Source organism: Ohtaekwangia kribbensis (assembly GCF_042676245.1).
Lineage (GTDB): Bacteria > Bacteroidota > Bacteroidia > Cytophagales > Cyclobacteriaceae > Ohtaekwangia > Ohtaekwangia kribbensis.
On record NZ_JBHTKA010000001.1, the window covers coordinates 2,208,506 to 2,220,887 of the forward strand.

The 12,382-nt window shown below is 40.4% G+C and carries 15 protein-coding genes; 10 read left to right on the plus strand and 5 right to left on the minus strand.

The window, feature by feature from the left end:
* Position 1: 1 nt before the first annotated feature.
* The 3 genes from ACFQ21_RS08930 (at position 2) to ACFQ21_RS08940 (ending at position 1,240) form a co-directional block, all read left to right on the plus strand.
* Entirely contained in the window at positions 2–379 is a 378-nt protein-coding gene (locus ACFQ21_RS08930; RefSeq protein WP_377577857.1) for a hypothetical protein, read from the plus strand.
* Positions 380–561: 182 nt separating this feature from the next.
* Positions 562–927, plus strand: coding sequence for a hypothetical protein (locus ACFQ21_RS08935; protein WP_377577859.1), 366 nt, complete (start codon positions 562–564; stop codon positions 925–927).
* A gap of 34 nt (positions 928–961) precedes the next feature.
* Entirely contained in the window at positions 962–1,240 is a 279-nt protein-coding gene (locus ACFQ21_RS08940; RefSeq protein ID WP_377577863.1) for a hypothetical protein, read from the plus strand.
* A gap of 183 nt (positions 1,241–1,423) precedes the next feature.
* On the opposite strand, the gene ACFQ21_RS08945 is transcribed toward ACFQ21_RS08940, so the two are convergent.
* The 3 genes from ACFQ21_RS08945 to ACFQ21_RS08955 all read right to left on the minus strand — a co-directional run bounded on the left by ACFQ21_RS08945 (position 1,424) and on the right by ACFQ21_RS08955 (position 3,511).
* Positions 1,424–2,317, minus strand: coding sequence for a putative phage abortive infection protein (locus tag ACFQ21_RS08945; protein ID WP_377577866.1), 894 nt, complete (start codon positions 2,315–2,317; stop codon positions 1,424–1,426).
* 82 nt (positions 2,318–2,399) lie between these two features.
* Complete coding sequence (locus ACFQ21_RS08950; RefSeq protein ID WP_377577869.1) at positions 2,400–3,011, minus strand: hypothetical protein; 612 nt, start codon at positions 3,009–3,011, stop codon at positions 2,400–2,402.
* A gap of 290 nt (positions 3,012–3,301) precedes the next feature.
* Positions 3,302–3,511 carry a helix-turn-helix transcriptional regulator gene (locus ACFQ21_RS08955; RefSeq protein ID WP_377577872.1) on the minus strand — a complete coding sequence of 70 codons (210 nt, stop codon included), beginning with the start codon at positions 3,509–3,511 and terminating at the stop codon, positions 3,302–3,304.
* A 156-nt stretch (positions 3,512–3,667) separates the two neighbouring features.
* Here ACFQ21_RS08955 and ACFQ21_RS08960 point away from each other — a divergent pair, with 156 nt between their 5' ends.
* The gene (locus ACFQ21_RS08960; protein ID WP_377577874.1) at positions 3,668–3,970 is read left to right on the plus strand and encodes a hypothetical protein; all 303 of its coding nucleotides are present in this window, start codon (positions 3,668–3,670) and stop codon (positions 3,968–3,970) included.
* Positions 3,971–4,027: 57 nt separating this feature from the next.
* On the plus strand, positions 4,028–4,510 hold the full coding sequence (locus tag ACFQ21_RS08965) for a thermonuclease family protein (protein WP_377577877.1): 483 nt from the start codon (positions 4,028–4,030) through the stop codon (positions 4,508–4,510).
* A gap of 1 nt (position 4,511) precedes the next feature.
* On the opposite strand, the gene ACFQ21_RS08970 is transcribed toward ACFQ21_RS08965, so the two are convergent.
* Positions 4,512–5,258, minus strand: coding sequence for a metallophosphoesterase (locus ACFQ21_RS08970; protein ID WP_377577880.1), 747 nt, complete (start codon positions 5,256–5,258; stop codon positions 4,512–4,514).
* 100 nt (positions 5,259–5,358) lie between these two features.
* Positions 5,359–6,924, minus strand: a complete 1,566-nt coding sequence (locus tag ACFQ21_RS08975; RefSeq protein WP_377577882.1) for a WG repeat-containing protein — start codon at positions 6,922–6,924, stop codon at positions 5,359–5,361.
* A gap of 272 nt (positions 6,925–7,196) precedes the next feature.
* On the opposite strand from ACFQ21_RS08975, the gene ACFQ21_RS08980 reads away from it, so the two are divergent.
* The 5 genes from ACFQ21_RS08980 (at position 7,197) to ACFQ21_RS09000 (ending at position 12,343) form a co-directional block, all read left to right on the plus strand.
* A complete protein-coding gene (locus ACFQ21_RS08980) occupies positions 7,197–7,991 on the plus strand; it encodes an SDR family oxidoreductase (protein ID WP_377577884.1) in 795 nt (264 codons plus the stop codon).
* A 74-nt stretch (positions 7,992–8,065) separates the two neighbouring features.
* Positions 8,066–8,974 carry a helix-turn-helix domain-containing protein gene (locus ACFQ21_RS08985; RefSeq protein WP_377577887.1) on the plus strand — a complete coding sequence of 303 codons (909 nt, stop codon included), beginning with the start codon at positions 8,066–8,068 and terminating at the stop codon, positions 8,972–8,974.
* A gap of 96 nt (positions 8,975–9,070) precedes the next feature.
* Positions 9,071–9,886, plus strand: a complete 816-nt coding sequence (locus ACFQ21_RS08990) for a DUF6597 domain-containing transcriptional factor (protein WP_377577890.1) — start codon at positions 9,071–9,073, stop codon at positions 9,884–9,886.
* Positions 9,887–10,269: 383 nt separating this feature from the next.
* Positions 10,270–11,325 (plus strand): cellulase family glycosylhydrolase, encoded by a 1,056-nt coding sequence (locus ACFQ21_RS08995; protein ID WP_377577892.1) that lies wholly within the window; start codon positions 10,270–10,272, stop codon positions 11,323–11,325.
* Positions 11,326–11,560: 235 nt separating this feature from the next.
* Positions 11,561–12,343 carry an isocitrate lyase/PEP mutase family protein gene (locus tag ACFQ21_RS09000; RefSeq protein WP_377577895.1) on the plus strand — a complete coding sequence of 261 codons (783 nt, stop codon included), beginning with the start codon at positions 11,561–11,563 and terminating at the stop codon, positions 12,341–12,343.
* Positions 12,344–12,382: the final 39 nt, after the last annotated feature.

Genomic DNA, 12,382 nt, shown 5'->3' on the forward strand with positions numbered 1-12,382 from the left:
AATGAAAAGCAATAAAGAAATTCTAGATGAATTGGGCGAGCGAATAATTAAAGACTGCTTTGATGGATACATTAAGCAAGTAACTAGTTTGCGAGTTAAGGAGAATCCTCCTGCTATTTTTAAGGAGAAATGTGACTTCTTAAAATCATTAACTGATGACCAATTTTCAGATTTGAAAAAAATTTTGAGGGGAAGTTTCGAAGTTTCTTTCTTCGAATTTTTTAAAATTTTTGAAGAAAACCCTCGCTATAAAATTTTATACTCCGAAGAGAGTAACGAGGTTGACTTAACAAAAATAAGTGAAATGCTAAAAGCAGAACACATGATTGAAGGAGGTTGGATTGATAGGTTTAGTGAATATTCAGATGAAATGAAATGACTAAAAAGCCTTGAGCTTTCAGCTTATTTTTTAATGATTTTAGGAAGGAAAACGCTGGATTGAATCACTTAGAGTGTATCTATTTTGACATAGAAAATGCACAATGGGAAGTTACTCAGTACAGTATTTTTAAAGATATATATAAAGGCGCTAAGCTATAAACCTATTCAACTCTAATTTGAATGAAATCCAATAAAGAAATCCTTGATGAATACGGAGCACTAATAGTTACTAAGATTCTGGATAGATACTATAAAGGGCTTAGACAGGAAATTAACAAGGGAATCAAGAACGTAAATTCTCAGAAGTACAATCTGATTTTCGAGAGGTTGACAGAGGAGGAAAAAGGTTTACTTCATGCGTATATCATTGAAAATATGAACTCCTTAGTTTTTGATTTACTGGGAGTGTTTGAAGAAAACGATCAATTTAAGATTTACTATGAGTCCGCTAATCAAAGGGTGAACTTGGTAGAAATAAGTGAAATGTTGAAAGCAGAATTGATAACTGAAGATGGTTGGATCAAACGATTTAGTAAGGAATCATGATGATAAGCCTTAGTGTAGAAGTTTGCATTGTAATATGAATAGGCAAAAAATTCCTTCGTGCTTGCATCACTTAATCAATTTAGCTAAAAAATGGGGCATTGAAGATGATGGCTACCGTGATGAATTGGTTTTTAATTCAAGTAACAGCGATCTTACTGAGTTAGTTAATTCTATTGGTGACGATAAGGCGAACGCATTGAATGATTGGTTCTGTGAACCAGAGTTAACCGATGAATATATCAAGTTTAGTGTATTCTTTATGGCGTTCGAATATGCAAAGAGCATTCTTGAATCAAGAAGCTTAGAGAAATAGTAGACAAGGAATAAGCTATAGGTCAATAGATTATATACATCAGAACCCGGCTAAAGCCAGTCTTGTAAATACACTGAGGATTATCACTATTCCAACGCCTCCTTCTATATATAGCGGAGATGGATAAGCACGAGTGTGGGTGTTTTGTTGGTGAAGAACACCAACAAAGGCATGGGCCAATCATTAAATATCCGAATACTTCAAGTACTTAGATTCCTCCTTTAATTTATTAACCAGCTCTATATGTTCAGATCTAAAAAATTTAAAATCACTCAAATTGATCAAATCATAATAGAGAACCAGCTTTCTCAATTGAACCGTATCGCCATGATTTAATATAAAAGCGACATGATAAAACAAAATACGTATTTCAAAATACCCAAGTTTTGATCTTAGAATATCTATATACATCTTTTTATCCTCTTGGTGTATTAGCAAGGTACTGTGGATATACATCAAAATAACACGCATACTTGCAAAGTAAAGTTCAGTATCTCTGAATTTAGCTAGTAAGTTAAAGTATTCTTTTGCGTGATTCGAAAGAGGTTTATTACTTGCCAAAATGGCTTTGATGTGGTCATAGAACATCTTTATATACAACCTACCTTTAATTTGTCCGAGTTGGCGTCCCCTAATAATACTATCATCAGCAACCACCATATTCTCCACCATATTGTTATGGTTTTCAAGAAGATGAAAAAAGGTCGTTTCAAATTTCTGCGTTTTTAGTGTCAGGTTCTGTTCACTAAACTCAGCTCGTGTTTCCTTTAGTTCTTTTCTCTGTAACAAAATAGTATAGACTAATCCCGCAAACGCCAGCGCACTAAAAAGTGAAGTGACCGCGCCATAGCTATCACCTAATCTTCCTGGATCTAATTTATCACCGACGTTCAAACTCGAATAGTAATTAGGAATTATTTCGTATACACTAATCAACAACCACAGAAATACAATAGCTAGCATTACGAATAAGAACGTAGACAGTTTACCAATTTCAAACTCGTCTGTAAGCAAAGCGAGTAAATCGTTTACCTTTTTTAGCTTAATGCTAGCCCATTTAAAAAACTCTTTGAACATTTACATTGAAATTATTATCGATGTGAGGCGCTGAATAACTAAACTGCTGTGTACATAATAGACAATACGTCTCAGATGTTTACTACTTTACATTTAAACAACTGAGAGAAGCCATGAGCATTTTACTATTTTCAGATGAAAAATCTTTCTCCACATAGCTTTTGGAAGTCCAAACTCGTAGCGTCTCGATCTCTTTTGACCTAAGAATTTCTAGTTCTTTTCTTTTCCCAAAACCGCCACCAAAGTATACAGTAAACACTCCTTCGCAATTAAACTTACCACCATTCACCATCTTTAGTCTGGTACCGTCTCGAAAAAGAATATTCATTTCGGCAGCGTCCTCGATACAGGACCCCGCGCCAGCAGCGATGATCTTTAAAATTACAGATCCCGATGCCTCAAAAGCTATTATACCGAAGCCATTTTCGTTATCCTCTGACACTACCATTCCTTCTTTCATCATTCTTGTAGATTCTCCGGTCATTTTATCTACTTTATCAATGACAATATCTTTACATTCATAGCTAATAGGTGTAATGGTGCTCTCTACGACTTTCTTATCCTCTTCAACATACTTCCATGTTCCGTTACTATTAAGAATAACAGCTTTCCCATCTTTAGTTGTTGCTTCAATTTGCCCGAATACAATCGCGAGCTTCAGCAACGGAATTAGGCATAGTAGTATTTTTTTCATAGTGAGATTATTGGTTCTTAATTTACTTGCGATCAAAAAATTAAACCATACAGAAGATTCGACTAAAGAAAATTTCCAAAGGGCACAATTTTTCTTCCGAATGGCGTGAAGTTGTTTCCGAATAAAAGACAAACCTTGACATATAGCGTATAGTGGTAAACATAAGAGTAAGAATGTATATAAGTAAAACGAGCCCATCCATTGCTTCTTCAGAAACAATAGATGGGCTCCATACTTACGAATATAAAAAAATTAAATAACTATCAAAATATACTTAGCGATTGTCCTTTCTACTTCTTAGTCGACACAATCAACTCCCTCGCATCAACATCAAGAACCTTTGCCACTGCAACAAGAGTTTCAAGCGATGGCTGTGCATCATTGGTACACCAAAGTGAAACGGTTGAGGGATTAACTTCCAATTGCTCTGCTAACCATTTGTTCGTTCTCTTTTTCTCTACGAGCACAACTTTTATTCTATTGATCTCTTTCTTTGGCATAAATTTGATCTAAAGTATTTTCTACTAGCAATCAAAACTACACACTGATAGTCAGACAATTAAATCAATAAAAACAAAACTAATATAATTTAAAACACAATTTAAATTGTGTTTTATATAATTTTAATATAACATTGAACAATAAATGTTATTGCAATGATTCAACAGCATACTTTCGAACTAATCTTATCCCTCATCAAAGACGACCTCATCAACAACAAACTCATCAACGGGTTAAATACGCTTGGACTTAGTGCGGGCGATTATCACTTGCACCTGAGCGAAACCATTCTGAACCTTATCGGTCTCGATACGGAGAACGATGCCATCCACGACCTATATTTCAACCTCACCCAACAAAGCGAAACCCTCGACCTCACCGACATCACCAACCGCGAAAAACAGTTAACCCGGCTGGCCACCGAGATATATAGTGAGCTATTGAAACAAAAGCAGTAGGTTGCACACTAAAATAGAAGTCTGTCGTTAGTATTTTTTATAGTTTAGAATCTCTGCATGCGCCTGTCTCTTTTCGTTGCGTTCCTGTTTTTAACGAACGTTTTACTCTACGCACAATCCTATACCGGTAAAGTAGTAAAGATAGCCGATGGCGATACCTTTACGATACTGCTGGATAACAAGCAACAAAAGAAGATCCGCCTGCACGGAGTAGACTGCCCCGAAAAAGGACAAGACTTTGGTGCCGTTGCCAAAGAGTATATATCAAGTCTCATAGCGGGTAAATCGGTAACCATTCTACCTACAAAGAAAGACCGCTACGGCCGCATCGTTGCCATTGTAAAAGTAGACACCACCAATGTAAATGAATCGCTGCTTCGCGCAGGTTTGGCGTGGCACTATAAAGAATACGATAACACCCAACGCTGGGCCGACCTCGAACACCAGGCCCAACACCATCACCGGAAAATATGGTCAGCTAAAAACCCAACGCCTCCATGGCAGTGGCGCAAGCGGAAGAAGGCGCGGAGTAATAGTTAGACTATATTTCAATAATCAGATTTTTATTAAATCCGTTATACGGCTCATCTATATAGCCGTGTGGATTGCAAAGCACGGTTGTGTTACCTATGGTATATCTTGCCGGTTCATGGATGTGCCCGTGAATCCAAAAATCAGGTGTATACTTCAGAATGGTTGCCTCCAGATTCGAAGCATACGCTGACGACAACACGTTGGTTCGATCTTTCTCCGGAACAGACTGTATACTGGGTGCATGATGCGTTACCACTATATTCTTTTTTGTAGAAGATGACTCCAGACTTTCCTCCAGCCACTTCATAGACGACCGATGTATAACATACGTATCAACAGAGCGAAGCTTTGAATATGAAGGATCTCTGCGAATCATTTTGTAATCATTCATCTTCTCCTGACATATACTTCCGTTAACGCGCGAGTCGCCCAGCAATTCAAAATTAGTCCAGAGTGTTGCGCCATGAAAGGTTACATCGTCAATCACAACGGACCGGTTGTCCAGCACATGCACATTTGTATCTTGCGACAGCTCTTGAATTTTACGAAGTGTTTTAGGATAGCTGCCTTTATAGTACTCGTGGTTTCCTAATATATAGATTACAGGAATATCTTTAACAGTATTTAATATCCATTCAATCCCCTTCACCCCGAGGTTTACATCCCCCGCAAACACCACCACATCGGCACCCGTAAAACTCAACTCGACATACCCAAACTCCTGGTGTAAATCGCTAATCACTTGTATCTTCATCGCTATACTTGAAAACACTACACTATTCGTAAGAGTAATGATTGCGATTTAAGCGCATACTATTTTTTCCTAAAGCATCTGTTGATTACAAGTTGTAACATTACCACAAACGAGTCTCTTCTGTAACAACCTGTTCCGGGTTCATATAGCCGGTATAGGTATTGGAATATAATTCCTTATCATCTTCGAGGTAAAGTTTAAACCGGAACTTCGTTTTATAGGAACCTTTAAAGAACGGTGCTGCGAAAACCTGATAGCCTGCGGGTGGCATGCTATATTCATGAGGTTCGTTTCCACATATAAAAATATCGTAGATATCCAGATCCTGCCACTCCCCTTTCGGATTAATAGCTTGCGGAATAAGTTTAGGCCTGCCGCCCCGAATCGGAATAGTTACCGTGTCCCTTGTTTGATTAATGAGGTATAGTTTATACGCCAGGTACTTGTCGGCAAATGCAGTAAGGTCAGTTGTATCAAGGATTAAGGATGGTTGATTTCCATAACGGAAACCACCCATTCGAACATAGTTGAAATATGTTTCAAATTTATAATCCAATAAGGCGCGATGAATCTCGAGTGTATCCAGCTTCCACTGCTTCAAATCAATTTTACCATACTGTACCGGATACTGTTCACGCCAGATATATTTCCCTTTTTTATTAATATACCCTTTCAGATTATTTTTCTCCACCTCGCAAATCCCATTCGTAAAACCGCCGCGTAAATAATCAAATTGCGGAGCTATAACCATACTGTCGTTCTTATTAATAAACCCCCACGCATCATTTACAATCACTGCACATAAACCATCATAAAATTCATCCGTCATGTCATACTTCGGAGGAATAACAATTCTACCTGTCTTGTCCATAAATCCGTATCCGTGATCTCGGTCATACACCACGGCCATTCCATCACTAAAGTCATGATAAACCAAATCGTTTCGCTCAGCAGTAAAAACATGCTTACCTGTTTTATCAATATAATAAGTCGAATCGTTGGATATCATAGCCAGACCATCGTGGAAATCTCCATTTCCAAAATCAGAAAATTTAGCAAGTACACGACCTGTCGTGTCTATATACACGGAACTGTCACTGTCAATCATCCAAAGATTAGCGATTCCTTCGCTAAACCAACCGCCAGCTTGAAATCGAGTTCTTAACACAACCTTTCCCTTCTTATCGATATAGCATATCTGTTCATTGATTTCGACCCGGGCTCGTCCGTTATGAAAAGAACTTATTTGCCAATACTCGTAAGGTGACACGAATGCTACCTTATCATGCTTATCGATGAACAAATTGATTACACCCGTATCCGTCTTAAACTCCACGTGGCATAGTCCATCATAGAAGAAAGGAAAATGTTTAGAGTCGGTAGTTATATATTTTGGGGGTATAACTATTTCTCCAGTCTCATCAATAAAACCCCACAAGCTATCCACTTGTATAGCAGCCATGCCTTCCGAGAAGGGATAGACATAGTCAAATTTACAGACAACAACCTTTGCACCGGTGTCATCAATAAAGCCCCATTTTCCATATTCCTTAATGGGAAACAGTGGTCTCTTTTTTTGGTCATGTTCCCGCGTGGTACACGAAAACAGGATAAGTAAGATAGAGATAAAGAAAGTTGCAATTCGCATCAGGTTAGGTAGAGTCATAGCTATAGCTAAACGAAGTTGTAAAACAATTATTTGAGCAGGTACAACTTCTTATTTACACGCCACAATAACGTGGTTTTTGATATCAATTAAAGAACATTTCAACGCTCAATACTACATAGACCAAGCTTCCGGATAACGATTAACCTGTAACGGATAACGGCCAACCTCGCCCCGCTCCATTTCAGCTACAACAAGGTCCGTTTTGGCTACACGATTCGGCCGGGGTACTTCGACTTTTGTTATGTAAAGTTTAAAACACAAAACAAGTCATGAAAACAATTTTTATTACAGGCGCTTCTACAGGCCTCGGTAAAGCTGCAGCTAAATTATTTGCATCTCGCGGATGGAACGTTATTGCCACCATGCGCAAACCTGAAAATGAGACAGAACTGAACGGTATAGCCAATGTTACATTGCTTCCATTGGATGTTACCAACCCGGAGGAGATCAAAGAAACTACACAGAAAGCTATAGCATCGGGCAACATCGATGTAGTGTTCAACAATGCAGGCTATGGATTGATCGGTCCGCTCGAAGCTATAGCTGACGAACAGATTGTACGACAACTCAACACCAACCTGCTCGGTGTTATCCGCGTAACACAGGCATTTATACCCTACTTCCGCGAGAAGAAAAGCGGACTGTTTATAAACACAACGTCTATGGGCGGACTTCTCACCTTCCCGTTCAGCTCGATATACCATGCCACCAAGTGGGCGCTGGAAGGCTGGGCCGAAAGCATGACGTTTGAGTTAACCAAACTTGGTATCGGTATAAAAACGGTTTCACCCGGTGGTATAAAAACAGACTTCCTGAATCGCTCGCTCGAAATGCCTTCGCACCCTGCTTATGATCAGTGGGTATCTAAAATGATGGGCGCCATACATGAAGATTCCTTCAGCACGGCAGAACAAATTGCCGAAGTGGTATATGAAGCAGCAACAGACGGACAGGACAAATTACGCTATGTGGCCGGTGAAGATGCCAAGACGCTCTACGCACAACGCCTGCAGGTTGGCGATGAGCAGTTCAGAAAACAAATGGCACAGACGTTTTTGGGGTAAAGCTGCGAGTTTTGAGCTGTGAGCTGTGAGAAGAAAAAACAGCACATAAGTAAAATCAAAACTATATTTATACTGTGAAAAAAGAAGAACCTTATAAGTTCACTTCTATATCAGATTTACACCGGGTGCTGGGGTTGCCAAAGCCCCTGCATCCGCTGGTAAGTTTGGTTGACAATGCGGCTATATCTATCGAGAAGCAAAATCTGCCTTCATCTTTCCTGCTTGATTTTTATAAAGTGTCGTATAAGAAAGGGCTTAACGGCAAGATGCGATACGGGCAGCATTACTATGATTTTGATGAAGGTGGTCTTGTGTTTACATCGCCCAATCAATTGCTGGCGGTAACGGATGATACGCAGTACTACGGCTATTCATTGCTGTTTCATTCAGACTTTATTCGTAATTATCCGTTGGGCAAGACTATCAAGAGCCTCGGGTTCTTTTCGTATTCGGTGCATGAAGCGTTGTATTTGTCGGATAAAGAACGCACGATCATCACCAATATACTTTCCAACATTGATGATGAGTTGCATTCTTCCATTGACGAGTTCAGTCAGGATGTGATCGTAACACAAATCGAATTACTACTAAACTATAGCAACCGTTTTTACAAGCGCCAGTTCATTACACGAAAAGCGGTGAGTAGCGACCTGCTCACACAACTGGAAGATATACTGAACACTTACTTCAACAACGATACACCCTCGGTAAAAGGATTACCTACGGTGCAATACCTGGCCGACCAGCTAAATGTATCGCCTCATTATTTAAGTGATATGCTGCGTACGTTAACGGGACAAAATGCACAGCAGCACATTCACCAGAAGCTTATTGAAAAGGCGAAGGAAGTGCTTTCTACCAGTACCCTCTCCGTTGCGCAGGTTGCGTACCAGTTGGGGTTTGAACATCCGCAGTCGTTTAACAAGTTATTCAAAAAGAAAACGAGTCAGTCGCCCCTGGAATTCCGGCAATCTTTTAGTTAAATCTGAATTCTTTTTCGGGGTGTTCCGTTTTGTACAAGACATTGCCGGTGCCTTCATCTAGATTTGCCGGTATATTGTTATCTTTATCCAAACGGTATGAAGTATCAGGAATTTACACCCGGTGAACATCTGCGAGCATTTGTAAAATGCTTCTACGTGTGTGAATACGATACAGACGTTGTATTTCAGGACATGGCCTGTGCTACAGGAAGTATGGAGATCATGTTCAATCTCGGTAACGGTTATTTCCAAACCGGTCGCGACAATTCATTCAATACAACGCCACGCGTTGAGCTGTGGGGACAAATCATCAAGCCGCTGCAATTCAAATCGCTTGGCAAAAATAAAATGCTCGGCATTCGTTTCTATCCGCACACGGCATCGATGGTATTGAACGATCACGTAGATCAATTCAACGATCACGTTACCGACTTCACTGCCCTGGACAGTATAGAAATAGGACAGCTTCACGAGCAGTTACTGAACACATCGTTACTCCGTGGGCAAATTGCATTGCTGGAAGCATTTCTCGTAAAGAAGGTGTATACTTTTCAAAAGAAAAATTCCAAATTTGAGCTCGTTCATAATGTGATCACTGAAATGAAGCATGAAGACTTCACGGACACTATACAGGACGTTGCTTTTCGCTATGGAATAAGTTCGCGGTATCTTCAAAAGTTATTTCTGCAATATACGGGGCTCTCGCCCAAGCTATACTTTAAGATAAACCGCTTCCAGAAGAGTCTCATCCTGACAAGCAATAAAGAAGAATCGCTCACATCGATCGCGTATCAGTCGGGCTACTTCGATCAGTCTCATTTTGTGAGAGACTTTAAGTTCTTTACTGGCTTTGCACCTTCTGCTTTTGATACTGCTGATTCTACGGTTGTGCTGGCATCGTCAGGGCGTTAATCGTTAGTCGTTATCTGTTGCTCTGGCTTTGTGATTTTATTTGTATCTTCTTCGTGTTCTCTTTGCCATGGACTTTCATAATCCAGCATTAATATCGCAATAAGAATAATAAAACATGCACAATAAAGGCCATTATCTCAGATAAAAAGACAATAACGCATCATATAGTATATATATAATCACACATGTAGCAACATATATACCTATAAACAGGTTACCTCATCTATATATGTATATTTACCGAGGGGTATATTGTTCCGGACGGGGCCAAAAAATCGTTTTAATAAATCCACAATCGTCCCCTATAAAGTATCAAACTATCCCCGCTGCCGAATCAACGCCTGCCTAATTTTGCTGCATAACAAAACCAAATCAAAAAAGTTATGAGAAAACAAAAGTTACTCGTTGCAGCATTCCTGCTTACAACGTTTTTGAATGCGTGCGAAAATGACGAAATCGCAACGCCTGTAGAAACGACTGCCGAGACACCCGCAACAATCGAAGATCAAAGCAACGCGCGTGTTGGCGCTGCCGGTATTTCGGGAATCAACTGGGCGGATGGTCGCGACAATTTTGTGGACAGCTGGGTTATTCCATCCGGGCTTACCAGCAGTGATACCTATAGCAGTGCATCGGCGAAAGCGAACGCTATCATTTCAGGTTTTCAGAACCGAATGACGGGTGTCAATACCGTGCGACTGCCAATTAATCCTCCGTCTGTTGCTGAACGCTGGTGGGGCATTTATACCGGTGCTATCGATATGACCCTTAATAAAGGTATGAAAGTAATTTTAGGATGCTGGGAATCGAATTCATCCAAAGATGGAAGAATCGACAACACCGCGGCTTTCTGGCGCATGTGGACAACAGTAATTAATAAATACGGCCGCAACAACAATGTATATTTTGAAGTATTCAACGAACCGCACGGATATAACTTATCGCAGTTAAAGTCTATATATGTAGAGTTCCTTTCCAGGTTCCCCAATGTACCGAGAGGTCGTATACTATTGTCAGGTACAGGTTTCTCTGAAAATGTAACCGGTATAGGAGCCGATAGTCGTTTTAACGGTTGCCTGCTATCGCTGCATAACTACGCGTACTGGGCAAGCAAACGCTCAACCGCAGCTTGGGAAAGTGACTGGAGAAGTCGCATGGGTAATTATAAGAATCGCGTTGTTGTAACAGAGTTCGGAGCACCGATGAACTCCGGCAAAGACTATCAGAACGGCCCGCAGTCTGATAACGAGATAGCATATATAGTTGCCGCCAGCAACGTATTCCGTAACGACCAGGTGGCAAGTGTATACTGGCCGGGATTGCGCGACAATGATTCCTACAGCTTGTTAAGACGCGGTGGCAGTGGCAACAACATCACTATATCTACTGTAAATACTCGCGGGGCATTCCGCGTAAGATATGGTTGGGGATTGTTGTAGCATGTAGCACGAGTATAAAATCCAATTGCACAGAGAGCACAATGGAGGCACAAAGTTAAAGTTACACAGAGAAAAACCCTTTGTGCTCCTCTACGTTTTCTTGGTCTTTGTGTAATTGGATTTTCATAACAGATAACCATTAGCGTGCAACGAATAACGACCAAGCAGTTCCGATCTGTACAATTTCCCGGTAAGGTGCCTGTATACTTTTGCTTCCGTAAAACACAAAGTAATTATGTCAACACCCTATCAGGAATTCAAATCCCTTCATGCGTCCAACGAGTTATTTCTTTTACCCAACGCATGGGATGCGCGTAGCGCCATTATGTTCGAGGAAAGTGAATTTCCTGCAGTCGCTACATCGAGTGCTGCTGTAGCCAACAGTCTTGGCTATGAAGATGGCGAGAACATGAGCTTTGATGACTATACATTTGTTATCAGGCGTATACTCTCATCCATCAACGTTCCGCTAACGGTAGATATAGAGACCGGCTATGGAACCACCAACCTGGAGATTGCCGAGAATGTATTGCATCTGGCTGATCTCGGAGTTGCCGGCATTAACATTGAAGACTCTGTTATTCAGAAATCCGGTCGCGCGTTAAAAGATGCAACTGCTTTCGCCAAGACTATATCGTTTATCAAGAATAAACTACACGCAAGAGGTGTTGATCTTTTCATAAACATTCGCTGCGATACCTATATTCTGAACGTAGACAACAAACAGCAGGAGACTACAAACCGGTTGAAGTTATATAATGAGTCGGGTGCCGATGGTATTTTCTTACCATTTATCCGTGATGAGAAAGATATAGCGGCAGCTGTCAAAAACTCAACGCTTCCATTGAATGTAATGTGTGCCCCGAACCTCCCGGGCTTTGATACGCTGAACAAACTCGGAGTAAAGCGTGTATCGATGGGACCGTTCCTGTTTCATAAAGTCTACGGCGAGATCAGTCAACTCTGCAAAGCAATTGTTGCTGCAAGAACGTTTTCGCCTGTACTGGCGGAAGATTAGAAAATTGGAAGATTTAAAGATTAACGAAGAGCCGGTATA